This window comes from Streptomyces sp. JH14 (assembly GCF_029428675.1).
Lineage (GTDB): Bacteria > Actinomycetota > Actinomycetes > Streptomycetales > Streptomycetaceae > Streptomyces.
The window spans coordinates 160,253-185,143 of sequence record NZ_JAJNEL010000002.1 but is presented as its reverse complement, the minus strand read 5'-3'; the positions used below and the strand labels follow the sequence as shown (position 1 = coordinate 185,143).

25 protein-coding genes are annotated in these 24,891 nt (G+C 71.2%); 14 read left to right on the top strand and 11 right to left on the bottom strand.

Annotated elements, in window-relative coordinates:
• Positions 1–92: 92 nt before the first annotated feature.
• Positions 93–1,337: an ROK family protein gene (locus tag LRD69_RS30445; RefSeq protein ID WP_277330068.1), complete on the bottom strand. Its 1,245-nt coding sequence runs from the start codon at positions 1,335–1,337 to the stop codon at positions 93–95.
• A 172-nt stretch (positions 1,338–1,509) separates the two neighbouring features.
• Between LRD69_RS30445 and LRD69_RS30440 the strand changes: the two genes are divergently transcribed.
• A complete protein-coding gene (locus tag LRD69_RS30440) occupies positions 1,510–2,379 on the top strand; it encodes a phospholipid scramblase-related protein (protein WP_277330067.1) in 870 nt (289 codons plus the stop codon).
• A 128-nt stretch (positions 2,380–2,507) separates the two neighbouring features.
• Positions 2,508–3,152, top strand: coding sequence for a GNAT family N-acetyltransferase (locus LRD69_RS30435; protein WP_277330066.1), 645 nt, complete (start codon positions 2,508–2,510; stop codon positions 3,150–3,152).
• A 120-nt stretch (positions 3,153–3,272) separates the two neighbouring features.
• Here the strand turns inward: LRD69_RS30435 and pcaB are convergent, their stop codons facing one another.
• Entirely contained in the window at positions 3,273–4,622 is a 1,350-nt protein-coding gene (gene pcaB / locus LRD69_RS30430; RefSeq protein ID WP_277330065.1) for a 3-carboxy-cis,cis-muconate cycloisomerase, read from the bottom strand.
• Positions 4,623–4,827: 205 nt separating this feature from the next.
• A complete protein-coding gene (locus LRD69_RS30425; protein WP_346771945.1) occupies positions 4,828–5,199 on the bottom strand; it encodes a VOC family protein in 372 nt (123 codons plus the stop codon).
• A 52-nt stretch (positions 5,200–5,251) separates the two neighbouring features.
• Between LRD69_RS30425 and LRD69_RS30420 the strand changes: the two genes are divergently transcribed.
• Together LRD69_RS30420 and LRD69_RS30415 are read left to right on the top strand one after the other, a co-directional pair.
• The gene (locus LRD69_RS30420) at positions 5,252–7,048 is read left to right on the top strand and encodes an FUSC family protein (RefSeq protein WP_277330064.1); all 1,797 of its coding nucleotides are present in this window, start codon (positions 5,252–5,254) and stop codon (positions 7,046–7,048) included.
• Entirely contained in the window at positions 7,045–7,551 is a 507-nt protein-coding gene (locus LRD69_RS30415) for a MarR family transcriptional regulator (protein WP_277330063.1), read from the top strand. Before LRD69_RS30420 ends, LRD69_RS30415 begins: the two co-directional genes overlap by 4 nt.
• 23 nt (positions 7,552–7,574) lie before the next feature.
• Here the strand turns inward: LRD69_RS30415 and LRD69_RS30410 are convergent, their stop codons facing one another.
• A complete protein-coding gene (locus LRD69_RS30410; protein WP_277330062.1) occupies positions 7,575–8,357 on the bottom strand; it encodes an IclR family transcriptional regulator in 783 nt (260 codons plus the stop codon).
• A 573-nt stretch (positions 8,358–8,930) separates the two neighbouring features.
• Between LRD69_RS30410 and LRD69_RS30405 the strand changes: the two genes are divergently transcribed.
• From LRD69_RS30405 to LRD69_RS30380, 6 genes are all read left to right on the top strand, one after another.
• The gene (locus LRD69_RS30405; RefSeq protein WP_277330061.1) at positions 8,931–10,532 is read left to right on the top strand and encodes an ATP-binding protein; all 1,602 of its coding nucleotides are present in this window, start codon (positions 8,931–8,933) and stop codon (positions 10,530–10,532) included.
• The gene (locus LRD69_RS30400; RefSeq protein WP_037698641.1) at positions 10,529–10,936 is read left to right on the top strand and encodes a roadblock/LC7 domain-containing protein; all 408 of its coding nucleotides are present in this window, start codon (positions 10,529–10,531) and stop codon (positions 10,934–10,936) included. The genes LRD69_RS30405 and LRD69_RS30400 overlap by 4 nt, the downstream gene beginning before the upstream one ends.
• Entirely contained in the window at positions 10,933–11,304 is a 372-nt protein-coding gene (locus tag LRD69_RS30395; RefSeq protein WP_277330060.1) for a DUF742 domain-containing protein, read from the top strand. The genes LRD69_RS30400 and LRD69_RS30395 overlap by 4 nt, the downstream gene beginning before the upstream one ends.
• Entirely contained in the window at positions 11,285–11,899 is a 615-nt protein-coding gene (locus tag LRD69_RS30390; RefSeq protein WP_277330059.1) for an ATP/GTP-binding protein, read from the top strand. The genes LRD69_RS30395 and LRD69_RS30390 overlap by 20 nt, the downstream gene beginning before the upstream one ends.
• 139 nt (positions 11,900–12,038) lie before the next feature.
• Positions 12,039–13,598 (top strand): cytochrome P450, encoded by a 1,560-nt coding sequence (locus tag LRD69_RS30385; protein WP_277330058.1) that lies wholly within the window; start codon positions 12,039–12,041, stop codon positions 13,596–13,598.
• Between the two features lie 148 nt (positions 13,599–13,746).
• On the top strand, positions 13,747–15,093 hold the full coding sequence (locus tag LRD69_RS30380) for a 6-phospho-beta-glucosidase (RefSeq protein ID WP_277330057.1): 1,347 nt from the start codon (positions 13,747–13,749) through the stop codon (positions 15,091–15,093).
• Positions 15,094–15,128: 35 nt separating this feature from the next.
• Here the strand turns inward: LRD69_RS30380 and LRD69_RS30375 are convergent, their stop codons facing one another.
• From LRD69_RS30375 to LRD69_RS30365, 3 genes are all read right to left on the bottom strand, one after another.
• Positions 15,129–15,527: a hypothetical protein gene (locus LRD69_RS30375; RefSeq protein ID WP_277330056.1), complete on the bottom strand. Its 399-nt coding sequence runs from the start codon at positions 15,525–15,527 to the stop codon at positions 15,129–15,131.
• Between the two features lie 527 nt (positions 15,528–16,054).
• On the bottom strand, positions 16,055–16,501 hold the full coding sequence (locus tag LRD69_RS30370; protein WP_277330055.1) for a hypothetical protein: 447 nt from the start codon (positions 16,499–16,501) through the stop codon (positions 16,055–16,057).
• The gene (locus tag LRD69_RS30365) at positions 16,495–16,953 is read right to left on the bottom strand and encodes an ATP-binding protein (protein WP_277330054.1); all 459 of its coding nucleotides are present in this window, start codon (positions 16,951–16,953) and stop codon (positions 16,495–16,497) included. Before LRD69_RS30365 ends, LRD69_RS30370 begins: the two co-directional genes overlap by 7 nt.
• A 204-nt stretch (positions 16,954–17,157) precedes the next feature.
• Here LRD69_RS30365 and LRD69_RS30360 point away from each other — a divergent pair, with 204 nt between their 5' ends.
• The 3 genes from LRD69_RS30360 (at position 17,158) to LRD69_RS30350 (ending at position 19,156) form a co-directional block, all read left to right on the top strand.
• Positions 17,158–18,018: a helix-turn-helix transcriptional regulator gene (locus LRD69_RS30360; protein ID WP_277330053.1), complete on the top strand. Its 861-nt coding sequence runs from the start codon at positions 17,158–17,160 to the stop codon at positions 18,016–18,018.
• A 2-nt stretch (positions 18,019–18,020) separates the two neighbouring features.
• Positions 18,021–18,263 carry a DUF397 domain-containing protein gene (locus tag LRD69_RS30355; RefSeq protein ID WP_277330172.1) on the top strand — a complete coding sequence of 81 codons (243 nt, stop codon included), beginning with the start codon at positions 18,021–18,023 and terminating at the stop codon, positions 18,261–18,263.
• An 83-nt stretch (positions 18,264–18,346) separates the two neighbouring features.
• Entirely contained in the window at positions 18,347–19,156 is an 810-nt protein-coding gene (locus LRD69_RS30350) for an SAM-dependent methyltransferase (RefSeq protein WP_277330052.1), read from the top strand.
• 27 nt (positions 19,157–19,183) lie between these two features.
• Here LRD69_RS30350 and LRD69_RS30345 read toward each other — a convergent pair whose 3' ends face one another.
• A complete protein-coding gene (locus tag LRD69_RS30345) occupies positions 19,184–20,671 on the bottom strand; it encodes a membrane-associated oxidoreductase (protein ID WP_277330051.1) in 1,488 nt (495 codons plus the stop codon).
• 200 nt (positions 20,672–20,871) lie between these two features.
• Between LRD69_RS30345 and LRD69_RS30340 the strand changes: the two genes are divergently transcribed.
• The gene (locus LRD69_RS30340; protein WP_277330050.1) at positions 20,872–21,330 is read left to right on the top strand and encodes a YchJ family metal-binding protein; all 459 of its coding nucleotides are present in this window, start codon (positions 20,872–20,874) and stop codon (positions 21,328–21,330) included.
• A gap of 22 nt (positions 21,331–21,352) precedes the next feature.
• Here LRD69_RS30340 and LRD69_RS30335 read toward each other — a convergent pair whose 3' ends face one another.
• The 3 genes from LRD69_RS30335 to LRD69_RS30325 all read right to left on the bottom strand — a co-directional run bounded on the left by LRD69_RS30335 (position 21,353) and on the right by LRD69_RS30325 (position 24,699).
• Entirely contained in the window at positions 21,353–23,440 is a 2,088-nt protein-coding gene (locus LRD69_RS30335) for an MDR family MFS transporter (protein ID WP_277330049.1), read from the bottom strand.
• Positions 23,441–23,495: 55 nt separating this feature from the next.
• Positions 23,496–24,335, bottom strand: a complete 840-nt coding sequence (locus tag LRD69_RS30330) for a hypothetical protein (RefSeq protein ID WP_277330048.1) — start codon at positions 24,333–24,335, stop codon at positions 23,496–23,498.
• A gap of 100 nt (positions 24,336–24,435) precedes the next feature.
• A complete protein-coding gene (locus LRD69_RS30325) occupies positions 24,436–24,699 on the bottom strand; it encodes a hypothetical protein (RefSeq protein WP_277330047.1) in 264 nt (87 codons plus the stop codon).
• Between the last annotated feature and the right edge of the window lie 192 nt (positions 24,700–24,891).

Genomic DNA, 24,891 nt, shown 5'->3' with positions numbered 1-24,891 from the left:
GACGGGGCCGGCGGACGGGTGACGGTGACCCGCCCGGCGGCCCCGCCTCCGGTTCAGCCCCCCGCGCCCTCGATCCGGCCCGTCCCTCGGGTTCAGCCGGCCGCCCGCGGTGCGTACGCCACCGGGTCGGCCAGCACGTCCTGCATCACCAGCGCCGCCGCGCCCCGCGCCGCGTCGCCCGCGACCGACGAGGCGCGCAGCCGCCCGCTGCCCGGCGACCAGAGCCCGGACACCACCCTGTCCGTCAGCTCCTCGTCGGCGGGCACCGACAACCACGGCATCAGACCCCGGTAGATCCCGCCGAGCACCACCGCGTCCGGGTCGAGCAGATTGACCGCCCCGGACAGCACCCGCCCCAGCATCCGGCCGGCCTCGGCCACCGCGGCCACCGCCCGCTCGTCGCCGGCCCGTGTGCGCCGGTCCAGCTCGGCCACCCCGATGCCGCGGCCGGTCTCCTCGATCCCGGCCGCCCGCAGGAGCGCCGCCTGGCCCGCGTACTGCTCCAGACAACCGTGCGAACCGCACCGGCACTCCGGCCCGTCCGGGTCCACCACCACATGGCCGATCTCGCCGGCGAACCCGTGCGCACCGCGCAGCAGTTCGCCGTTGATGACCAGGGCGCCGCCGACGCCGATCTCGCCGGTGAGGTACAGAAAGCTGCGGACCTCGTCGAGTCCGCCGAACCAGAGCTCGGCCAGTGCCGCCAGATTGGCCTCGTTCTCCGAACTCACGGGCAGCTGCGCACGGCCGGGGCGCAGCGCGGCGAGCGAGGCTGCGAAGAGCTCCTCGGCCGGCACCTGGTTCCAGCCCAGGTTGGGTGCCTGGCGCACCGCGCCGCCTGACACGAGACCGGGCAGCGCGAGCGCCACACCGACCGGGAACAGCTCCTGCTCGGCCGCCGAGTCCAGGGTTCGCGCCGCGATCCCTGCGGCCCGCGCCAGCACCTCGGCGGGCGGTGCGCCCCGGTTGTCGAGATGTTCGGTGAGCCGGACCCGTCCGGTGCCCGCCAGATCGACGACGCACACCGACACATAGTCGATGTTGACCTCCACGCCGAGCCCGGCGGGGCCGGTGCGCGCCACCTTGAGCGCCGTGCCGGGACGCCCGGCCTGGCCGCTGAAGGTCTTGCCGGACTCGGTCAGGAACCCGCTCTCGAGCAACTGCTCGACCAGTGAGGAGACGGCAGCCCGGGTCAGCCCCACACGCGCGGCCACCCCGGCCCTGGTCGCCTCGCGGTCGCCCTCGTCACGGACGGCCCGCAGCACCAGGCTGAGGTTGCTCCGTCGCACGGTGTCCTTGTCGGCCTTGGGCCCCAGCGTCGGGAGATTGCTCTTCATATCGTTGCTGAGCCTATGCGATGCCGTACGCCAGTACGGTCCGCGGCGGACGCCGGCCCGGGTGGCTGCAGCCCCGCCCGTACCGCATCGTCGCGCTTTCGACGCGTATGCGGAAGCTGTGGATGTGCCGGACGGGGGTTCCGTTGTCGGACCGGCGGGATAGTGTGCCCCGGTGACAACGCACTCGAACGTATCTGCGGGCTGGTATCCGGATCCGCACGGCGCGCCCCAGTTGCTGCGCTACTGGGACGGCTCCCAGTGGACCGAGCACACCAACCCGGCCGGCGGCGGGCAGCCCCAGGCGCCCGCCCAGGGGCAGGTGCCCCAGCAGCAGGTGGCCCCTCAGTATCAGCAGCAGGCCGCTCCCCAGCAGGCCGCCTTCCAGCAGGCTGCTCCCCAGCAGCAGATGGCGCAGCCTCAGCAGGGTGGCGTTCCCGGGGGCGCCTCGCTCTTCAACCAGCAGGTCCTGGTGGTGAACCAGAAGGCCAAGCTGATCGAGGTGACGAACGAGTACAGCGTCTTCGATCAGCACGGGAACACCATCGGCTCGGTCATCCAGGTCGGCCAGAGCGCGCTGCGCAAGGTTCTGCGGTTCGTCTCCAGCATCGACCAGTACCTCACCCACAAGCTCGAGATCCGTGACGCGTACGGCCAGCCGCAACTGCTCCTGACCCGCCCGGCGAAGTTCATCAAGTCCCGGGTCGTCGTGCAGCGCCCGGACGGCAGTCCGGTCGGCGAGATCGTGCAGCAGAACGCCATAGGCAAGATCAATTTCGCCATCATGGTCGACGGCCAGAAGGTCGGGGCCATCAAGGCGGAGAACTGGCGCGCCTGGAACTTCGCGATCGTCGACCACAACGACGCCGAGATCGCCCGGATCACCAAGACCTGGGAAGGCCTCGCGAAGACACTGTTCACGACGGCGGACAACTATGTGCTGCAGATCCACTACCAGCTGCCCGAGCCGCTGCTCAGCCTCGTCGTGGCGACGGCACTGACCGTGGACACGGCCCTCAAGCAGGACGCCCGCGGCCTCGGCTGACCCGGGAAACCCTTCCGCACGGCGATCCGCCCGCGCCCCCGTACCCACGTGTACGGGGGCGCGGCCCGTTCCGGTGGCGGGGCCGCGGCTGCGGGGACGGGCGGTGCCCCGGTGGGACGATGACCGGCATGCCCTACCTGGTGCCGCCCCACATTCCGTCCGGCCGTATCGCGGACGGCGCACAACCCGCTCTGACGGCCGACGGCGGTCTTTGCCTGAGACCGTGGGAGTACACGGACGCACCTGCCGTGCTCGCCGCCTTCTCGGACCCGGTGATCCAACGCTGGCACCTGCGACGGGCCGACTCCGAGGACGAGGCCCTCGACTGGATCGAGCAGTGGCAGGAAGCCTGGCTCGCCGAGACCGGTATCCACTGGGCGGTCGTCCGCCCGAAGGGCGGCACGTCCGACGGCGCCGAGCAACTGCTCGGCCGGGTCTCGCTCCGCTCGCTGATGCTCGGCACCGGCCAGGCGGAATGCGCGTACTGGACGCTGCCCGCCGCCCGTGGGCAGGGCGTCGCACCCCGGTCCGTGACCGCCGTGGCGCGCTGGGCCTTCGACGAGATCGGTTTCGAGCGTCTCGAGCTCGCCCACTCGGTCATGAACGCGGCGTCCTGCCGCGTCGCGGCCAAGTCGGGCTTTTCGCTGGAGGGCACCCGGCGGCGGGGCCATCTGCACGCCGACGGCTGGCACGACATGCACATCCACGCCCGGGTCAGGGACGACGAGGCGAGCTGCGTTCCCGTGGAGGGTGCCGGTCCTGGCGCGCCCTGACCGGCGGTCCGGGGGCGCCGAGGACGTGTCCTCGTACGGCTCGCGGCCGGTTCACCGCCGCAGACCGTGGGCGACCGCGACGGCCGGGCCCGGTGCACGGTGGTGCAGCGGGCCCGGCCGTCATCGGCGGTCCAGCGCGCGGCCCGTGAGGAGGCTCGCGGAGCCGGTGTACCGTGCCGGATCGGTCAGTTCGGCCAGATCCAGCCCGGCCAGCTCGGGCTCCTCGTGGAGGACGTCGACGAGCACATCGGACAGGTCCGTCGTCTCGGAGCGGGCCCGGGCCGCCGCGCCGACCAGGACCTCTCTGGCGCGGGCCCGGCCGATCCGGTCGGCGAACACGGCGACCAGCCGTTCCGAGACGATCAGGGCATCGGTGAGGTGCAGGTTCTCCAGCATGGCGTACGGGACGACCCGGAGCCCCGCCGCCAGGGCTGCGCCGTCGCGGGCGGCGCCGCCGACGAGCCGCAGCAGATCGCGCAGCGGTTCCCACTCGGCGTGCCACGCCCCGGCGGGCCGCTCGTCCTCGGCGGCCAGCGAGCCGTACAGCGGGGCCGCCAGACCGGGCGCGCGCCGGGCGGCCGCCGCGATCAGCGTGGCGCGTACCGGAATCGCCTTGTGCGGCATGGAGGACGAGCCACCCTCCTCCTCGACTTCGCCGATCTCGGTGCGCGACAGCGTGAGCACATCGGCGGCCATCTTGCCGAGGGCGCCCGCGGTGAACGCGAGCGCACCGGCGAGATCGGCGACCGGGGTACGCAGGGTGTGCCAGGGCAACAAGGGTTCCGCGAGGCCGAGTTCGCGGGCGTACGCGGCCATCAGCGCAGGCCCGTCGGCGGGGGCGTCGGCGGTGGCGGGGGCGAAGGCGGAGAAGGCCGCCAAGGTGCCCGCAGCGCCGCCCAGTTGAACCGGCAGCGAGTCCCGTACCGCAGTCAGCCGGTCCCGCGCGTCGAGGATCAGCGCACGCCACCCCGCGGCCTTCAGCCCGAAGGTGGTCGGCACGGCGTGCTGGGTGAGCATGCGGCCCGCCATCGGGGTGTCGCGGTGCGCCGCGGCGTGCCGTGCCACCTCGCCCGCCGTCCGTTCCAGATCGTCGAGCACCTCCGCCAGCGTCCGCGAGGCGACCAGCATCGTGGCCGTGTCCAGGATGTCCTGGCTCGTCGCGCCGCGGTGCACATACGGCCGGGCATCCTCCGGCACGGCCGCCGCGAGGTCCGCGATCAAGGGAATGACCGGGTTGCCGTCGGCGCGGGCCCGCAGCGCCAGATCCCGTACGTCGAAGCGGTCGGCGTCCGCCGCCTCCGTCACCGCAGGCCCGGCCCCGGCGGGGGCGAGTCCGCAGGCGGACTGGGCGCGGGTCAGTGCGGCCTCGGCATCGAGCATCGCCCGGAGGAAGGCGCTGTCGCCGGTGCTCGCCTCGGCAGGGGTGCCGGCCCGCCCGGGGGCGAGGAGGCCGGCATCGCTCTCGTACATCAGCTGAACTCCAGAAGGCCGTGTCGCCGGCGCCCTGCAGCGGATGCCGAACCGGTGGGTGCCCCGGTCCCCGGGCGCCGCGATCAGTCTGCCCGGCGCTCCGCGTCCAGCGACTCCACCGCGATCCTCCCGCGTGTCACCACCGGTCCCCGTCGGTGCCGGGACGTGCCGGGGTCCCCCTCGCTCCTGTTCGCGCCGGGACGGCTCAGCCCTCCTCGCCCGCCCGGTAGATGCCGAACACCGCTCCCTGCGGATCACGGACAACCGCGATCTGCCGGCCGCCCGGGAGGGTCGTCGGCGGCATGATCATTTCGCCGCCCGCACTTTGCGCGGTGGCCGCGGTCGTGTCGACGTCCGCGACGGCGAAATAGGGCAGCCAGTTCGGCGGCGCCTCGGGCGGGAGCATCTCGTCGCTCGCCGGCATGCCGCCGAAGGCGGTGCCGTTGACACCCCACTGGGGGTACGTGTTCGACGCGGTGACGGTCCAGCCGAAGACCGCCGGGTAGAAGGCGAGCGCGGGAGCGGCCTCCCGGGTGACGGGCTCGACCCAGCCGAGCGAGCCCGGGTCGTTGAGCAGGTCGGCGCCTGGGGAAATATTTTACAGGTGTAATACCTGTTAAGATGTTGGAGTGAGCGATACAACCCTCCGAACCCGGCAGCCCTCCGTCCGCAGACTCCCGCTGGTCGGCCCCTTGCGCCTGACCCGTCCCTCGGACACGTGGTTCAAGCCGGCGCTGAGCGTGGTCGTCGCCTCCGCCGTACCGAACGTGCTGCTGTACGGCTTCGACCGGCTCGACCTCGTCATGTACACCATGGCCGGTTCGCTCTGTGCGCTGTACGGCCACAGCCTCCCGTACGCCCGACGCGCCCGTGCCGTCGCCGCAGTCGTCGTCGGCATGCTCGTCGGCATGGCGATATCCCTGGTCACGGCGTCGCTCACCGACTCGACCGCCGTGCTGATCGCCGTCGGCGCACTGCTTGCCGCCGGGCAGAAAGCGCTCTGCGACGCCACCCGCATCGGACCGCCCGGACCGGTGATCTTCACCTTCGTCACCTCGGCCGCCCTCTTCGCGCCCCAGCACCTCGGGCAGGTGCCCGCGCACCTGGCGCTGACCCTGGCCGCGGGCGCGGTCTCCTGGCTGGTCACCGCCGGCCCCGCGCTGATCCGGCGGGAAGGGCCGGAGCGGCGCGCGACCGCCCGCGCCCTCAACGCCGCCGCCGCGTACGCGGACGCTCCCGGACACCGCACCCGGCGCGCCGCGGTCGCCGCCATTCACATGGCCTGGCAGGCACTGCTCGCCGCCGGGCGCCCCACCCCGGTACGCCGGGAACTGGAACGCCTTCTCGTCCACGCCGAGGCCACGCTCGCCCGGGGCGCCCTGGGCGCACACTCCGGCGGCCACGCGCGCACGACGGACCGCGACGGTGGCCTCGCCGCGGCGGCGGGCGACCATGCCGGTGCGGACGGCCGCACCGGCGACCCCGAAGCCGGCGTGAGCCACCCCGACCGGCTCCGCGCCTGGGCCCGGCAGACGCGGGCCCGCGGTCCCGTCCCCACCCCGCTGCCCGCCCCCGGCGCCGTCGAGGAGATCTTCGGGGCCGACGCCGAGCGGGCCGCCCACCGGACCGGAAGCCGCCGCGACGCCCGCCGGGCGCTGCTGCGTGCCCTGGCCCCCGGCTCCCCGCTCCTCCCCATCGCCGCCCGCGCCCTGATCGGCTGCGCGCTCGCCGGCTACGTCTCCATGGCCTTCGGCGTCGGACGCCCCTACTGGGCGATCGTCACCGCCGCCTCCCTCTACCAGGCCAATGTCACGCTCTCCTGGAACCGGACCCTGCAGCGCACCCTCGGCAATCTCCTCGGTGTGCTCGTCTTCGCCGCCGTCCTGCCGGTCTCCCGGACGAGCCCGCTGGCACTCATCGGCTGCTGCCTCTTCTTCAACTTCGCCGCCGAGGCCCTGATCACCCGCAACTACTGGCTCGGCTCCATCGCCGTGACCCCGATGGCCCTGCTCGTCATCGAGTTCGGCGGCACCCACCCGGCCGGCGAACTGATCGGCGACCGGGTCCTGGACACCGTCATCGGCGCCGCCGTCGGACTGCTCGCCGCCATGGCCGTCACCAACCGCCGGGCCACCGGACGCCTGGAACGGGCCCTCGCCGCCACCGAGCGGGCCCGCGCCCACGCCGTGCAGACCCTCGCCGCCGCGGCGCCCGCGCCCGCCGCCCTTGATGCAGCCCGTCGCAGGCTGACGGGATCGCTCGTCGAACTGCACGAGGCGGGCGACACGGCAGCGGGAGAATGGTGGCAGCGCGCCCTGCCCGAGGAGCAGCTTCTCGCGGCCGAGCAGGCCGGACACCGTACGCTCGCCGCGACAGCAACACGGCAGGGGCTGATCGCCCCCGCCCCGGAGAACGGAGCGGTGTGACCGACGACATCGTCGCCACGGTGGTACGCCAGTGGCAGGCAGTCAACCCGGAACTGGACACCGGACCGATGGAACTCATCGGCCGCATCAACCGCTGCGCCGCACTGCTCCAGCAGGCGGAGGACGCCCCGCTGCGCTCCGCCGGACTGACCCGCGCCGAGTTCGACCTGCTGGGCGCCGTACGGCGGACCGACCGCGAACTCACCCCCGGCGAACTGGCCCGTGAGACGTTCTCGTCCGGAGCCGCCGTCACCAAACGCCTCCGGGTCCTGCAGGAGCGCGGCCTGGTCGACCGCCGCAGCGACGCCCGGGACCGCCGCGTCGCCCACGTCCGTCTCACCGACGAAGGCCGCAGCCTGGTCGATCAGCTCCTGCCCCGGCAGCTGGCGTACGAACGCTCCGTGCTGTCCGGTCTCGACGACCGGACCCGTGGCGAACTCAGCTCCCAGCTCAGCGAGTTGCTGGTCCAGCTGGAGGGGCGCATCGGCGGGGGCCGGCGCTGACCCGTGCCGACGCGCCGACCGGGTCACGCACGGGGTCCGTCGGGCGGCTGCCGGGCGGACACCAGCTGTGCGGCGGACCGGTGCAGCTCGTCGGCGCGCCGGGCGAGCGCCGCCTCGTCGCCGCGGTCGGCAGGTGCCGACGCCGTGAGGGCGAGACGGTCGCGTGGGCAGGAGCCGGCCAGCGGTACGGCGACGGTGTTCACACCCCGCACCGACTCGCCCAGGCTCATCGCATGGCCGCGTTCACGGATGCCCTCCAGCTCCGCGAGCAGGGCGGCACGCGAGGTGAGGGTGCGCGGGGTGACCTCGGGCAGCCGCTCCTGCGGGTAGAGCGAGCAGAGCTGTTCCGTCGTCATCCGGGAGAGCAGCATCTTGCCGCCCGCGGTGGCGTGCGCAGGGTGCGTACGACCGGTCGTCAGCATCACCCGCACCGGATGTGACGACTCCCGCCCGTCGGTGACGATGATCTGATCGCCGATCAGGGTCACGCTCTGCACCGTCTCGCCGGTGCGTCGGGCTGCGTCGTCCAGTACGGGCCCGAGCCGTTCGCGGAAGGCCGTGCCGAATCCGGCCGGGTGGCCGAGCCGAACCAGTTCCGGGCCGGCCGCGTAGCCGTGCCCGGAGGAGTCCCGGACCACGAAGCCCCGCCCCTCCAGGGTGCTGAGCACGCGGTGGGCGGTGGAGCGTCCGACGGAGAGCAGCGCGGCGGCCTCCGAGACGGTGAGCGAGTCGTAGGTGCGGAACAGCTGCATCAGCTGTAATCCGGTGTCCAGTGATGCGATGGTGTAGCCGCTCGTCGATCCCATGGTGTGCTCGTCTCTCCCTCGATCGACGGTTCTTCTGCCGGTGCGTCCCGTTGACGGCCTGCCCGACCGGCTGCGACGGCCTGTCGGCCTGTGACGACGGTTGCGCCCTGCGAGGCTCAGGACGCCCCAGATCACCGTGCCGATCCTGCCCGCCACGCCCCTCACTGCGGTGACTTTGTCGCGCGCCCTTCCTGCGGTCAGGAATCCGCTCCCTTCGATCCACTTCGATCACACGTGCCTTCGTCCCGTAGGGCGGGACGGCATGACGTGCATGTGATCCATTCCTCTCGAAAACTCTGCAGGTGTCCCGCGGTGAGGTACGTGAAAAGCCGGGCCCGCCTCCTTCCCGACGCTCGTCACTCCTCGCGTACGGCCGGCGGCGGTGCGTGCAAAAACTCGTGAGTGTATTACCGCCCGAGCGCTCGCGCAGAGGGTTGGGTGAATATGCCGAACCAGTGTTTCGATCTGGCTAAGCTCACGCGCAGTGAAGTCGAGTTGATACGAACTTCGAGCGCTCGTTCTCGCGCGCCTTGGATGCGCGCACACCTCCGAATCAACCGCCAGAGGTCTTAGATGGTTCGAGTTGAATCACCGCCGATCGACCGAGAAGTCCCCCTTGCTCGCGCCGCGTTGCTTCCTGTGCTGGTGATGGCCGGCGCGACCGCCGGCGCCGCGGCACTGGTCTCCGAACCCGCGCGGATACCAGTCGTCTGGTGCGGTGCGGTCTCCACCGTCGTGGTCGCCCTGCTGACGGTCGCGCTCGCCCGCCGCTCCCGCGCGCTGCGTCGGCAGCGCGCCGAATACGAACGCCGCGTCGCCGTTCTGGAACACCGCCTCGCCATCCATGACGAAGAGGCCGTCCGGATCAACAAGGAGCTGCTGCCGGCCGCGATCCACCGCCTCCGGGTGGGCAACTCGCCCGACGAGGTGCTGCGCGACGTCGTCGACGGCGACGAGCAGTACCGCGACCTCCCCGACGCCCAACGTGCCCTCGTCCGCTCCGTGCTGGACATCATCGACAACGAGGAGGCCGCGCGCGACTCCGCACAGCGCGCCTTCGTCAACGTCGCCCGGCGCGTCCAGGCGATCGTCCACCGCCAGGCCAGCGAACTTCGGGAGATGGAGGAGCACCACGGGCGCAACCCCGACGTCTTCGACGACCTGCTCCGCATCGACCACGGCACCGCGCTGATCGGCCGCCTCGCCGACTCCATCGCCGTACTCGGCGGCGCCCGGCCCAGCCGCCAATGGCCCAAGCCCGTACCGCTGTTCAGCGTGTTGCGCGGCGCCATGTCCCGGATTCTCGAGTACCCGCGCGTCGATCTGCACTCGATCGCCAAGGTCGCCATCATCGGTACCGCGGTCGAGCCGCTCATCCACGCCTGCGCCGAGCTCCTCGACAACGCCACCCGCTATTCGCCGCCGCAGACCCGCGTGCACGTCACCGCGGTCGAGGTGCAGACCGGCATCGCGATCGAGATCGAGGACGGCGGAGTCAGCCTCAGCGAGGAGGCCCGTGCGCGGGCCGAGAACATGCTCGCCCGGGCCCAGGCCGGATCGAGCATGAACGACCTCGGCGAGTCCCCGCGCCTCGGCATGGCCGTCGTCGGCCGGCTCTCCCGGATGTACGACCTCCAGGTCTCACTGCGGCAGTCCGCGTACGGCGGGGTCCGCGCCGTGCTCATCGTGCCCCGCGCGATGATCACCACCGGTCCCGCCCCCGGTATCGCCCACGGCATCGGCGCCACGTCCAGGCCCACCAGCGATATCGACCTCGCCAACTTGAAGCACGTCGTGCCGCCGCGCAGCAAGCGACGCGAGCCGCTCCCGGTGGACTCCCGCCCCGCCACCGGCCCGGTCGCCTCCGACTCCCGGCCGGGACCCCGGTCGGCCACGGAGGACGACGTCCCCGTGGTGACCGAGTGGACGGCGGGCGGCCTCCCGCAGCGGCGCAGCCGTGGCCGCGCCCCGTTGGGATCGCACAACCTCCCCGCGCAGCCCTCCGCCCCCACCGCAGCACAGCGCAACGGTCACAGCAACGGCGGCGCCGGCAGCAAGGAACCGCCGCCCGGGCTCTGGCTGGAGGCATTCACCAACGCCGTCAACGGCGTGCCGCAGGAGCCGAAGACCGGCGAAGACTCTGACGATGCGCGGGACAAGGGAGACCTGAAGTGATCCAGCAGCGGGGCAACATGGACTGGATGCTCAAGGAACTGGCCGATGACGTTCCGGACATCCATCAGATCGTGGTCCTCTCCGCGGACGGCCTGCGCATCGCCCGGCACGGCGGCGATCCCGACGTCGCCGACCGGCTGGCGGCCGCTTGCGCAGGACTGCAGAGCCTGGCCGCCGCCGTCGCCTCCGAAATCCCTTACAGCGACGGACTGATGCGGCTCGTCGTCATCGAAGTCACCGGCGGGTTCTTCTACTTGATGGCCGCCGGAACCGGTGCCTACCTCGCCGTACTCGCCGGAGAGACGGTGGACGCGGGACTCGTCGGAGCACGGATGCGCGACATGGTCGTCCGGATCGGCGCCCATCTCACGAGCCCGCCCCGCCACGACGGGCAGGCCGGATGAGTTCTCCCCGACGAGAACGCCGATCGGCCGATCCGGCACTGAGCGATCCGGAACGGCTGTACGTGATCACCGGCGATCCCGACGGAAGTGAGCGGGCGCCGCTCGACCTGGTCACGATGGTCGTAGCGAAGGAACAGCCGACCCCGACGGTCCAGCCCGAACAGGCCGTGATCCTGCGGCTCTGTCAGGCGCCCTTATCCGTCGCCGAGATCTCGGCCTACCTCAGCCTGCCGTTCAGCGTGGTGACCTCGCTCCTCACCGATCTCCTCACAACCGAACTGATCGAATCGCGCGCGCCCATTGTCCGCGCCACTCTCCCGGACAGGTCTCTTCTCGAAGCGGTGATGCATGGACTTCAGAAACTCTGACACGATCACCGGTCCCAGGACCGAGGACATCCTTCCGACCACGGCCACGGCGGCCGTGAAGGTGGTGATCGTCGGTGGATTCGGGGTCGGCAAGACGACCATGGTCGGTTCCGTCAGCGAGATCCGGCCCCTCACCACCGAAGAGACCATGACCCAGGCCGGCGTCGGCGTGGACGACAACGTCGGAGTGGAGAGCAAGACCGCCACCACCGTCGCCATGGACTTCGGCCGGATCAGCATCAGCGAGGAGCTGATTCTCTATCTGTTCGGCACCCCGGGTCAGGAACGCTTCTGGTTCCTGTGGAACGGCCTCTTCGAGGGCGCCCTCGGCGCCGTCGTCCTCATCGACACCCGGCGCCTCGAGGTCAGCTTCGACGTGATCGGACGGCTCGAGGAGCGCGGAGTGCCGTTCGTCGTCGCCGTCAACACCTTCCCGGACGCACCGAAGCACCCCGTCGAGGCCCTGCGCAGTGCACTGGACCTGCCGGACGAGGTCCCGATGATCGACTGCGACGCGAGACTGCGCGCGTCCAGCCGCGATGTCCTGATGACCCTGATGCGGTACCTGCACAGCCTGGCCGTCCCGCTCGGCTGACCGCGACCGCGCCCCCGCCCGGCGCATCTGCTCCACCTCACCGGACACCCGCACGGCACCTGCTGAAGATCCGCTGAAAACCCGCCCGGTCCTTCGCCCGTCCTCATCCGACCTCGGCAGCCTTATCCCTGGAGCGATCGTGACATCCCCTTTCCACTACGAGCCCGGAGCGGCCACGGGGCCGGTTCCACCCCCCGAGTGCCCGGCCCATGGACTCGGCATCGGACCCGGCGGGCTGCGCCGTTACTACGGCCCCGAGGCCGAACGGGACCCCGCAGGGCTGTACGACAAGCTGCGCGCCGAACACGGCACGGTGGCACCGGTCCTGCTGCACGGAGACGTACCCGCCTGGCTGGTGCTCGGGCACAGCGAGAACCTGCACATGACCCGCACCCCCTCGCAGTTCTCCCGCGACTCCCGGCGCTGGCGGGCCCTTCAGGACGGCAGCGTCGCCCCGGACCACCCGCTGGCCCCGATCTTCACCTGGCAGCCGGTGTGCGTGTTCGCCGACGGCGCCGACCACGAGCGGCTGCGCGGCGCGGTCACCGACAGCATGGCGCGCATCGACCACCGCGGCGTCCGCCGCCACATCAACCGCTACAGCAACCGGCTCGTCAACGAGTTCTGCCAGGAGGGCCGCGTCGACCTGGTCAGCGGGTTCGCCGAGCGGCTGCCGATGATGGTGATGTGCGCGATCCTCGGCATGCCCGAGGAGTACAACGACCGGATGGTGCAGGCCGCCCGTGACATGACCCGGGGCACGGCGACCGCCGTCGCGAGCAACGCCTATGTGCTCGCCGCACTGAACCGGCTGGTCGCCCGGCGCCGCAAGGAGCCCGACACCGACTTCGCCACCTGGCTCGTCGAGCATCCCGCGGGCCTGACCGACACGGAGGTCGCCGAGCATCTGCGGCTGATCCTCATCGCCGCGTACGAGGCGACCGCCAACCTGATCGCCAACGTGCTGCGGATGGTGCTCACCGACCCGCGGTTCCGGGCCCGGCTCAGCGGCGGCCATATGACGGTGCCGGAGGCGGTCGAGCAGACGCTGTGGGACGAGCCGCCGTTCACCGCGGTGTTCGGCCGCTGGGCGGTCGGCGACACGGAGCTCGGCGGCCAGCGGATCAAGGCGGGCGACGCGCTGATCGTCGGCATCGCACCCGCCAACACGGACCCGGTGGTACGCCCCGACCTCGCCGCCAACATGGAGGGCAACCGCGCCCACCTCGCGTTCAGTGGCGGCCCGCACGAATGCCCCGGCCAGGACATCGGGCGCGCGATCGCGGATGTCGGTGTCGACGCCCTGCTGATGCGCCTGCCGGACCTCGAACTGGCCGTCGAGGAGAACGAGCTGGAGTGGGTCGGGAACATCATGTCCCGGCACCTGGTACGGCTGCCCGCGGAGTTCGCCGTCCGCGAGCCGCAGGACGACGACGAGCCGCCGACGCCGACGCCGGCGCGGCGCAACGCGGCGCGCGACGACTGGGAGGTGCAGTCGCCGGGCCGGCACACGCCGCCGGCGCCCTCGCGGGCTCCTGCCGGTGCGGGTGCGGTCCATGGGGCAGGGGTGCAGACCGAGACCGCGCCCGACGGCACGTACACCGGGGAGCCGACCGCCGGCCGGATCCCGCAGCAGCGCAGGCCTGCCGCCCCGGCGAGGCTGTGGCGCGCGGTGACGCGCTGGTGGAACGGATACTGACCCGGCTGTTCGCACCACACCCCGGCACAGCCGTCGTCACGGGCCGGTGGCGCAGGACCTCGGAGTCCGTCGCCACCGGCCCGCGCGTTGCCGTCGTGCCGGTGGCGGGCACAGGACGAAGGAGCGATGCCCCGTACCATGCGGAAGCGTGAAGCTGACAATTCTGGGCGGCGGCGGATTCCGGGTTCCTCTGGTGTACGGGGCGCTGCTCGCCGACCGTGCCGAGGGCCGCGTCACCGCGGTCACCCTCTACGACACGGACGCCGACCGGCTCACCGCCGTTGCCCGCGTCCTCGCCGATCAGGCCGAGGGGGTGCCGGACGCACCCACTGTCCTCGCCACCACCGAGCTCGACGAGGCACTGCGCGGCGCCGACTTCATCTTCTCCGCCATCCGCGTCGGCGGCCTCGAAGGCCGTGCCGCCGACGAACGGGTGGCCCTCGACGAAGGCGTGCTCGGCCAGGAGACGGTCGGCGCGGGCGGCATCGCGTACGGGCTGCGCACCGTCCCCGTCGCCGTCGCCCTCGCCCGGCGCATCGCCGCCGTCGCCCCTGACGCCTGGGTCATCAACTTCACCAACCCGGCAGGTCTGGTCACCGAGGCCATGTCACGCCACCTCGGCGACCGGGTCATCGGCATCTGCGACTCACCGGTGGGCCTCGGCCGCCGTATCGCCCGGCTCCTGGGCGCCGACCCCGGCCGGGCGTGGATCGACTACGCCGGTCTCAACCACCTGGGCTGGGTGCGCGGTCTGTACATCGACGGTCGCGACGAACTGCCGCGCCTGCTCGCCGACCCGGAGCTGCTGGGCTCGTTCGAGGAGGGGAAGCTCTTCGGCGCCGAGCTGCTGCGCTCGCTCGGCGCGATCCCCAACGAGTACCTCCACTACTACTACTTCAACCGGGAAGCCGTCCGCGCCTACCAGGACGCCGAGCAGACTCGCGGCGCCTTCCTCCGCGACCAGCAGGAGGGCTTCTACGCCCGGATGAGAGACCCCGCCACCCCCGCCCTGACGGCCTGGGACCGCACCCGCGCCGAACGCGAGGCCACGTACATGTCGGAGAACAGGGATGTCGCCGGGGCCGGCGAACGTGCGGAGAGCGATCTGGAGTCCGGCGGGTACGAACAGGTCGCCCTCGCCCTCATGCGGGCCGTCGCCCGCAACGAACGGACCTCCCTCATCCTCAACGTCCGCAACCGCACCACGCTGTCCGTGCTCGACGCGGACGCCGTCATCGAGGTGCCCTGCCTCGTCGACGCGAACGGCGCCCACCCCGTAGCCGTCGCCCCCCTCCCGTATCACGCCGTCGGCCTGGTGACCGCCGTCAAGGCCGTCGAACGCGCAGTCCTGGACGCGGCGGCAACCGGTTCACGCGCCACCGCCGTACAGGCCTTCGCCCTGCATCCGCTGGTCGACTCGGTGGCGGTCGCCCGCCGGCTCGTCGACGGGTATACGAAGGCCCACCCCGGACTCGCCTATCTGAACCGGGCCTGACCGGGACACGGTTGCTCACCCCGGAGCGAGCGTCATCAGCTTTCGGCGGCCCGCAGCTCGCTGCTGACCAGGAGGTGGAGCTGGGCCTCCAGCCAGGAGGCGGTCCGCCCGCTCTCCGACTGCCCGTCCAGCGCGTTCAGGAACGCCCGCAGCAATCCCGCCGCGCGGACCAGCCCGGTCCGGGACAGGGCGGTCGCCGTTGCGTCGATACGGGACCGGACCGGGGCGGTCGGACGGGACAGCCCGCTGTGGGCCGCGGCGGCGAGAGCGGATATCGTCTCGTCCAGCGCTGCGGTGAGCGGATCCGGTGAGCGGTTCCCGGCCGCCGTCAGGGCGGCGGAACCGTCGCCGGGGGCCAGGTCGGGCACCGTCACGCCGTCCGGGGTGAGCACCGCGATCGGGTCGATGACGATCCCGCCGCCCGAGCGGTGCACCGCACCGCTGATATGCGTGGCGCCACTCCCCAACGCGTCGGCCAGAGCATCCAGCGCCCCCGGGCACTCCGGGCGATTCGAGCTCCTTCGTGGCCCGTTTGACCAGGCCGCGGTTGGCGAGCGCGGCGGGCGTGTCGGGGGACAGGGCCAGCAGATCGGCGCGGGGCGCGGGCCCGGTGGTCGTGTTGGTCATCGGCCCAGCCTCTCGGCGACGAATTCGGCGAGCCGGCCCGGTGCCATCGCGCCGACGCGTACTCCTTGCTCTGCGTGCGCCCGTCGCTTCCGCACCGTCCGTACCGCACCGTCACCACTGCGCCGTCGGTCCCGGTCTCCCAGAACTTCGACGCACTGCCCTCGACGTACTCCCAGCGCCGCACCGGACCGCCCCCTCCACACCCCGGACAGCCCGCTCCCGGCGGCCTTCTCGATCAGTGCTGCCACCCTAGATCGCGCCACTGACAACGCAGCGTGACGGTGACCGAGCGAGAGGAACCCCAGGTCAGGGTCGGAACGAAAGGAGTTGGGGCTCAGCCTGCGGGTACCGCGGGGGGGCCATCGGCCGACGCCGCCCAGGACGGCGCCACCCCGGTGATCTGGCACACCATCAGGAAGAGCGGAATGGGCGGGGTGTAGGGGGTGCGGCTGTCGGGTGCGTGGATCAGCCGGGGCCGCACCGCGGAGACATAGGCGCCCCTGGCGTACGCGACCTGAGCCGGCCAGCCCAGATCCTGGTCCGAGCCCGCCGGTACGATCCACCACCAGCGCTCGGCGTCCGCGAAGACGCAACCGGTGCGCGGAAGGTGGGACATCAGCCGGAAGCCGTACCCGGCCGGGACCCCCACGGCGTCGCAGCCCAGACTCGCCGACAGCGCGGGCGGCACGGGGAGCTGCACCCCGCCGTCACCGGCGCCGGGCGGCTGGGGCTCACGGGAGCGGCGCGTTCCGAGCAACTGTGACATCGCGTTCCTCAACATGACTGCTCCGTGCTGTGCGGCAATTCGGCCCAGACGATGCGGCCCGAGCCGTCACCGGCGTCGCGGGATCCCCAGGCGCTGCTCATCGCGTCGACGAGCCGCAGGCCGCGTCCGTGTTCGTCATCGGCGGTACGGCACAGCTTCGGGCCGCCGGGCTGGTGTCCTTGGTCCTGTACGGCTATGCGCAGCCGTCTTTCGAGGCAGCGCAGCTCGCACACGACGCGTGCGCTCGCGGTGTGCACCACTGCGTTGGTGACCAGCTCCGAGACGATCAGAACCGCTGCTTCGTGGGCATCCGCGTCCAGCCGCCACTCGTCCAGCCGGGTTCGCGTCAGCCGCCGCGCGCCTGCCACCGACTCCGGTCGGGCGGGCAGCGCGAAGCAGTACCGGAGCGCTTCCGTCCCGGGGCTGAGGTCGATGTGCCGGGGGATGAGCGCACTGCCAGGTGCCACGACCGATTCCTCACAGTGGGGGGAACGTCACGCTTCGCGTCTCGGGGGAGAGAGCGGGCATGAGCAAGTGAACTGCTTCACTCACCAACTCTCCCCCTGTCACGGACACTTGGCAAGGGGCACTCTGAAAATTCCAGAGTGGCTGTGTCTTTGACAGCATACGCATGGCACACTGCTCGCAAACAGCGCATCGGGAGGTCTGAAGTGAGCGAACCGCGGTCCGCCCCGACCGTGGGTCAGGTCGTTCTCGGCAAGCGCCTGCAGGATCTGCGGGAGCGTGTCGGCCTGAGCCGTGAGCAGGCTGCCAAGGTGCTGCGGGTAGCTCCTGCGACGATTCGCCGGATGGAGACCGCGGAGGTCGCGCTCAAGATCCCTTATGTGCAACTGCTCCTGAAGGCCTACGGGATCGCCGACGAGGAGGCAGACTCCTTCGTCGAGCTCGCCGAGGAGGCCAACAAGCCCGGCTGGTGGCAGCGGTTCCACGACGTCCTGCCCGACTGGTTCAGCATGTACGTCAGTCTGGAGGGCGCCGCGAGCCTTCTGCGCATGTACGAACCGCACTTCATCCCCGGACTCCTGCAGACCGAGGACTACGCACGTTCGGTGATGCGCACCGGAGCCATCGGCCAGACCCGGCCCGAGGACATCGAGCGCCATGTGGCGCTGCGGATGGAACGCCAGGCCCTGCTGACGCGGCCGGACGCGCCGAGGCTGTGGGTGGTGATGGACGAGACGGTCCTGCGCCGGCCCGTCGGCAGCGCCGACGCCATGCGCGAGCAGACCGACCGGCTGCTCCAGGCGACCGAGATGCCCAATGTGACGCTGCAGATCGCGGAGTTCGCTACCGGCCACCACCCGGGCACCTACGGTCCGTTCGTCCTCTTCCGCTTCGCCGTCCCCGAACTGCCCGACATGGTGTTCAGCGAGTACCTGACCGGTGCCGTCTACTTCGACGCGCGCCCCGAGGTGGCCTCCTACCTCGAAGTCATGGACCGCATGGCGGCCCAGGCCGCAACTGCACAACGCACGAAGGAAATCCTCCGGGACTTCCGCAAGGAGCTGTGATGATGGAACCCATATACAACGGCATGCCGGCCGCCGAACTCGGCTCCGAAGGCTGGTACAAGCCGTGGAGCGGCGGTAATGGTGGCAACTGCGTCGAGGCCATGAAGCTGGCCGACGGCAGAGTCGCTGTACGCCAGTCCGCGGATCCCGACGGCCCCGCCCTGATCTACACCCCCCGTGAGATCGCCGCATTCATCCAGGGCGCCAAGGCCGGTCAGGCGGACTTCCTCCTGACCGGAACCTGACGCGCACACCGGACACCGAAGAGCCGGCGCCTGTCCGCGCCGGCAGCCTCTGTTCGCCGATCCACGGACCCAAGGAGCGCGCTATGACCGGGCACGACCCGCAGCCGATCGAGATCGACACCAGCAAGCCGCATCCCGCCCGGATGTACGACTGGTTCCTCGGCGGCAAGGACAACTACCCGGTCGACGAACAGATGGCCCAGCAGCTCCTCGCCCTCGACTCACGGGGCCGCGACATGGCACGGGTGAACCGGGCGTTCATGCACCGTGCCACGCGCTGGCTCGCCGGGCAGGGCGTACGCCAGTTCCTCGACATCGGCACCGGCATCCCCACGGAGCCGAACCTCCACCAGATCGCCCAGCAGACCGCCCCGGACGCGCGCATCGTCTACTGCGACAACGACCCGATCGTCCTCGCGCACGCGGCCGCCCTGCTGCGCTCCACCCCCGAGGGCGCCACCGAGTACATCCAGGTCGACGCCCGCGAACCGGAGGCCATCCTCGAGCAGGCGGGCAAGGTCCTCGACTTCAGCCGTCCCATCGCGCTGTCCCTGCTGGCCCTGCTGCACTTCCTCGACGACGAGGACGGTGCGGCCGAGCTCGTCGACCGGCTCGTGGCGCAGCTCCCCTCGGGCAGCTATCTGGTGCTCTCGCACACCACCGGGGACTTCAACCCCGAGGGTGCGGCTCAGGCGTCCGCCATGTACAAGGCCCGCGGAATGACGCTGCGTCCGCGCTCGCACGCCGAACTCAGTGCGTTCTTCGGCGGGCTCGAGCTCGTCGAACCGGGTGTCACCCTCTCCTCGGACTGGCACGCGGAGCTCGGCGAGGCCATCGACGTCCGGGGCGACGAGCCGATCCCGGGGTACGCGGGAGTGGCCCGCAAGCCGTGACCCCGGCCCGGCGAGGCCGCGGCGGGGTCACTGCCGGCTGACCGACCGGGTGATGCCCGCGGCGATCGTCGTCGCGAGCAGCCACCCGGTCACGATCAGCAGGTACGACAGCCCCTGGTACCAGCCCTGCGGATTGAACGCCTTCTCCTGTCCGAAGTCGATGATCGGCAGCAGCAGGTCCAGCGTGTAGAACAGCGCGCTGAACGGCGGCGCCTCGTCCGCCTTCAGCGGCGGCGGATGATGCAGTCCGTAGGCCAGTGACCCCGCCAGCAGCAGCGAGAAGAGCCAGGCGGCGGCCCGTACCGGCCGGAAGCCGTATCCGACGGTGACATCCTGGAGGTACCCCCACACCCGGGCGTACCCGGGCAGTGTGGCGCGGTGTCTGCGCTGCTTGGCGAGCAGCACCGTACGCGCGGCGTCGTCGTCGCCGATCCTCCGGTACGCCGCCGTCAACTGCTCGTACGCGTACGGCACATAGCCCTCCGCGTCCCGTTCGAGCAGGGGCAGCCGCTGACCGGCCGGCAGATGGGGGAGCAGGACCGTGTAGGTCAGCCCGTCCAGCTGGGCCGACTGCGGCCAGACCGCCGGGTCGGCGTGGATGAGATCGACCTTTGCCCGGCGCAGATTCATTCCGCCGCTGACCGGGGTGGCCTCCCGCAGCCACAGCTCGCCGATCGTGGCACCGCTGGCACGCAGCGCCATGCCGCCGGGATTGGACAGCCGGGCGTACGCGAAATTGAGCTGCCCCGGTATCCGGGCGCCGCGCAGATCGACCCGCCCCTGGATACGGATCCGCATCCCGTGGACGTCGGAACCGACACCGAGGTTCTCGGCCTGCAGCGCGGTTGCCCCGGGGTGGTGCAGTTCGGCGTCGTCGAGCCGGATCTGCCCGCTGACGGCGACTCCGTCGAGCCGGACCTCACCGTGCACCACTAGCCCCGGCCACCACAGGTCGTCCTCGACGACCGCGTGGTTCAGCTGCAGAACGGCCTCGTCATTGAGGGCCGTCGTGCCGTTCGCGTCCACCCCGATGCGGGCCCGGTCGAAGAACAGCGCCTGGGTGATCTTCGAGCCGCCGAGCCGGACCGGACCGGAGATCCGGCAGTCGGTCAGCCGCAGCACTCCGTCGATCCGGACGGTCGCGGCCGTCAGCCCCGGCAGCACCGAATTGCTCAGATTGAGCTGGCGCAGCTGCGCGCCGTACAGATTCGGGGTCTCCTCGAAATGACATCCGGCCAGCAGCACCGCGCACTCGGCGATCACGTACCGCACATGGAGCGCGCCCGTGATCCGTGCCCCCAGGATGCGCAGGGCGGGCACCTGGCCGTCCTCCCGCGCGCCGCAGACCAGCAGGGCCCTCAGTACGTCGGCGCGCACGGTGCGCTCAGGGCCCCAGCCCTGCCCGGTCTCCGGGTCGTCCTCGGCTTCCACTCCGGTACGGAAATCGACAGTGGCACCGCGCGGGAACGCGTCCCGGACACGGCGCTCGGCGGGGGTCAGCGCGGTGATCTCCATCGGCGGGACTCTGACCCGTGGCCCGACAGAGTGTCAAGCCCTGCCTTTCCCGGCTTTGCCGGGGCGCGGCTGCGCCGCCGCGCGGGGCTCGGGCCCACCGAATGCCGCCGCCTCACGGGGACGCGGTGACACGCCGGTCCCGTACAGCTGCGTCCACCCGGGCCCGCCGGCCCGATCCCGCCGCAGGCCACAATGGATCCATGTCCCGACGCAGCTCACGCCCCCGGCAGACCGCCGCCGCACGCACCCGCACCGCCCCGGCCACCGCGATCACGCCGGCCTCGCCATGCCCGTGCGGCCTGCCCGCCACGTACGCCGACTGCTGCGGACGGCTGCACGCCGGGAACGCCGCCGCGCCGACCTGCGAGGCGCTGATGCGTTCGCGGTACGCCGCCTTCGTGGTCCAGGACGCGGCGTATCTGCTCCGCACCTGGCACCCGGACACCCGGCCGCCCGCCATCGACTTCGATCCGGGCATGCGCTGGGTGCGACTGGAGATCCTCGCGGCCACGGACGGCAGCGCCTTCCACACCACTGGCACGGTCACCTTCCGGGCCCATTACACGGACCGCGGCCGAGCGGACTCGCTGCACGAGCAGAGCCGGTTCGTCCGGTACGAGGGTGCCTGGGTCTACACGGAACCGGTCTTCGTCGACTGATCTGCGGATGACGGCGCCCGGCTCAGGCCGGGACACGTACCCGGGTCGCCCCGTCCGTGCCCGCCGGGGACAGCTCCTGCTCCAGGTCCTCCGCCAGCAGCCGTTTGGCGATCACATCGACCGCGGCCCGCAGCTGCCTGTCGTCGGGGCGTGTGCCGTCGCGGTCCAGCTGCCCACCCAGCCAGTCGGCCCAGGCGCGGGAGATCGCCGCCGACTCACGGCGGCCCGCCTCGGTCTGCGTGAAGAGATGGCCGTCCCCGCTGAGATACCCCTCCTCGATCATCCGGTCGAAGACCGGCACCAGCACCTCGGGCGGAATCCGGTGCCGGGTCGCGATCAGACCGAGGCCCGCATGGCCGACCATCCTGGTGAACAGTTCGACCTGCATCACCGCCCAGGCGCCCGCCATGTCGAGCCGGGTGTCCGAGGCGGTGACGATCCGCCGGGCCGTGTCCGGGCCCATACCCCGCACGATCTTCGCCACCGAGAACTCGAGCAGCTTCGCCGAGTCCCCGTCGCTCGGGGAGGCGAACCCCTCGCCCATGTCGGTCGAGCCGGCCCGTGCGGTGTCCCGCAGTTTCACCTCTTTCAGGCCGAGGGCCACGACGAATCCGAGCAGCGCGACCGGCACGGTCCACAGGAACACGGTGTGGAGCGTGTCGGTATACGCCTGGATCAGTGGCGCGGACTGCCCGGGCGGCAGGCTGTGCAGTCCTTTCGGGTTCTGCGCCGCCTGGGCCAGAACCGCGGGATCGCCACCCGCCCGCGCGGCGGCGGCGACCCCCTCGGTCAGGTTCGGCCCCAGCGTGTTGGCGTAGATCGTGCCGAAGACGGCGGTACCGAAGGAACTGCCGAGCGTACGGAAGAACGTCACGCCGGACGTCGCCGTGCCGAGGTCCGCGTAGTCGACAGTGTTCTGCACGGCGATCGTCAGCACCTGCATGGACAGCCCGATGCCGATACCGAGCACGAGCATGTACACCGACTCCAGCCAGACCCCGCTGTCCGGCCCCATCCGGGACAGCAGAAACAGCCCCGCCGCCATGATCAGCGAACCGACGATGGGGAAGATCCGGTACCTGCCGGTCTTGCTGACGACATTGCCGCTGAAGATCGAGGCGACGAGCAGAGCGATGATGAGCGGTAGCGTCCGCACGCCCGACAGGGTCGCCGAGTTCCCGTCCACGAACTGCAGATACGTGGGCAGGAAGATCATCGCACCGAGCAGCGCGAAGCCCACGATGAAGCTGAGCACCGAGCAGACGGTGAAGACCGGGTTCCGGAACAGCCGCATCGGCAGCATCGGTTCCTTCGCCCGGAGCTCCACCAGGCAGAAGAGGGCGAGCGCGACGACACCGCCGGCGAAGAGACCGATGATGACGGGCGACGACCAGGGGTACTGATTGCCGCCCCAGCTGGTCGCCAGGATCAGGGCGCTCGCACCGACCGTGACCATGGTGATGCCCAGATAGTCGATGACCGGCCGTCCGGACGCCTTGACCGCCGGGATCGTCCGGGCGGCGGCGATCACCACCACGATCGCGATCGGCACATTGACGTAGAACGCCCAGCGCCATGAGAGATGGTCGGTGAACAGCCCGCCGAGCAGCGGCCCGACCACCGTGGCCAACCCGAAGACCGCTCCCATCGCGCCCTGGTACTTGCCGCGTTCGCGCAACGGGATCACATCGGCGATCAGCGCCATCGAGGTGACCATCAGTCCGCCCGCGCCGATGCCCTGCAGCCCTCGCCAGATGATCAGCATCGTCATGTTGGTCGCGAGACCGCACAGGAACGACCCGGTGACGAAGATGATCGCCGAGACCTGGAAGACGATCTTCCGGCCGAAGAGATCACCGAACTTGCCGACCAGGACCGTCGACACGGTCTCGGCGAGCAGATACGCGGTGACCACCCAGGACATATGGGCGGCGCCGCCCAGATCCGAGACGATCGTGGGCAGCGCCGTGCCCACGATCGTCTGGTCCAGAGCGGCCAGCAGAATCCCCAGCACGATCGTGGTGAAGACGATGTTCCGGCGACGCGGGTCGAGCACGGGCGGCGCGACGGCACTCTGCGCGGCGGATGCGGTCTCGCTGGCAGTGGTCACGCTTGCACCCTCACACCGGCCCCGGCACCCCGCATGCGGGGGACGGCCGGACGGGTCAGCGGATCAGCTCGCGTACCGATGCCTTCATCCGGGTCACGAACGCCTCCCGTACCGGCTCGGCCACCCGGTCGAGCGAGAGATACGGATTGAGGTCCTCCAGCTCGACGAGCAGCAGCTCGCCGTCAGCCGTTCGGCAGGCGTCGACCCGCTGGATGCCGTGCGCGAGGTCGTTCCACTCCACGAACCGCCGGGCGAATTCCAGATCCTCCGCCGTCGGCTCGTACGGCTCCAGCACCCAGCGCCGGTGGGTGTGCGGTGCGTACAGCGCGTACTGGAAGTCCCTGTCGATGAAGTAGAAGGACACCTCGTAGCGGAAGTCGATCTTCGGCTGCACGAGCACGGTGCCGTCCGGTTCGGCGCCGACCTCGGCCGCGAGCCGGTCCGGCGCGACGAACCGCAGCCCGACCGAGTCCGCGCCCAGCTTCGGCTTGATCACGTACTCCGCCGCCTCGGGCAACAGGCCCAGGTCGCCGGCCCGGTCCACGGTCGCGATCACCGGGTACTTCGCGGCGCTCAGGTCGACCAGATACTGCTTGCCCGCCATGTCACCGCGCCCGGTCAGCGGGTTGTACACCGCCACGTTCCGCTCGCGTGCGCGGGCACAGAACACGTCGTACGCCTCCTGGTAGTGCAGCACCGGGCCGCTGTTGCGTACGACGACGGCATCGAAGCCGTCCAGCAGCTCGGCGGCGTCCCGCGGATGGCAGAGTGCGACATCGAATTCCTCGCGAAGCCGCGACGTCAGGAAGATGTCCTCGTCACAGTAGCGTCGCCCGCGCGCCTCGTAGGCAAGATCGGTGACGAAGAGGACGGACGGGCGCGGACCGGCGGGCATGGCGTTTCCCAGGGGGTGTGTGCGAACAGTGGATCGGCAGCTTTGCCGCCGTCCATTGTCTCGTGGCCCGTTGCACCCCGATCACCGCGGTCCGGCGCGGTCACCAGGAGCTTCCGGCGCGCACCGCCAGCCCGGGGTGGTGCGCGGCAAGGATCTTGTTGGCCCGTGCCAGCTCGGACAGGGCCTGCTCGCGGTCGGCCTGGTCCTCGATCCCGAGCAGGGGCCCTCGGAACCGGCGGATCTCACGGGCGGCGCACGCGGCGTCGATCTCCGCCTGCAGGATGTGCGGCGGGATGCAGGACCCGATCAGCGCGGCGACCCGGTCCGGGATCGGCACCGGGACGAGGAGGTGCGAGGCAGTCATGGGGATTCCCTCTCGGATGGTTGACCAGGAGGTGGTGCTGGGCGGCCGCCGGGTGGGCGGTCGCCTCCTCCCTATGTAACGGGACGCAGTTCCAGGTTTCTTGTTGAGTACGTCTCCGTCTGGCAACCGTTCAGGAGTGACCGGCTATTTCCCCTTACTCGTAAGTAAGTTGACTCCTTGTGGGGTACGTGC

Excerpts from the sequence above, each read along its gene's own strand:
- LRD69_RS30350 (WP_277330052.1), top strand. The coding sequence starts at position 18,347 with ATGACCGGGCACGACCCGCAGCCGATCGAGATCGACACCAGCAAGCCG.
- LRD69_RS30340 (WP_277330050.1), top strand. The coding sequence starts at position 20,872 with ATGTCCCGACGCAGCTCACGCCCCCGGCAGACCGCCGCCGCACGCACC.
- LRD69_RS30405 (WP_277330061.1), top strand. The coding sequence starts at position 8,931 with ATGGTTCGAGTTGAATCACCGCCGATCGACCGAGAAGTCCCCCTTGCT.
- LRD69_RS30325 (WP_277330047.1), bottom strand. The coding sequence starts at position 24,699 with ATGACTGCCTCGCACCTCCTCGTCCCGGTGCCGATCCCGGACCGGGTC.
- LRD69_RS30370 (WP_277330055.1), bottom strand. The coding sequence starts at position 16,501 with ATGTTGAGGAACGCGATGTCACAGTTGCTCGGAACGCGCCGCTCCCGT.
- LRD69_RS30410 (WP_277330062.1), bottom strand. The coding sequence starts at position 8,357 with ATGGGATCGACGAGCGGCTACACCATCGCATCACTGGACACCGGATTA.
- pcaB (WP_277330065.1), bottom strand. The coding sequence starts at position 4,622 with ATGTACGAGAGCGATGCCGGCCTCCTCGCCCCCGGGCGGGCCGGCACC.
- LRD69_RS30445 (WP_277330068.1), bottom strand. The coding sequence starts at position 1,337 with ATGAAGAGCAATCTCCCGACGCTGGGGCCCAAGGCCGACAAGGACACC.
- LRD69_RS30395 (WP_277330060.1), top strand. The coding sequence starts at position 10,933 with ATGAGTTCTCCCCGACGAGAACGCCGATCGGCCGATCCGGCACTGAGC.
- LRD69_RS30330 (WP_277330048.1), bottom strand. The coding sequence starts at position 24,335 with ATGCCCGCCGGTCCGCGCCCGTCCGTCCTCTTCGTCACCGATCTTGCC.
- LRD69_RS30345 (WP_277330051.1), bottom strand. The coding sequence starts at position 20,671 with ATGGAGATCACCGCGCTGACCCCCGCCGAGCGCCGTGTCCGGGACGCG.
- LRD69_RS30435 (WP_277330066.1), top strand. The coding sequence starts at position 2,508 with ATGCCCTACCTGGTGCCGCCCCACATTCCGTCCGGCCGTATCGCGGAC.
- LRD69_RS30390 (WP_277330059.1), top strand. The coding sequence starts at position 11,285 with ATGGACTTCAGAAACTCTGACACGATCACCGGTCCCAGGACCGAGGAC.
- LRD69_RS30355 (WP_277330172.1), top strand. The coding sequence starts at position 18,021 with ATGGAACCCATATACAACGGCATGCCGGCCGCCGAACTCGGCTCCGAA.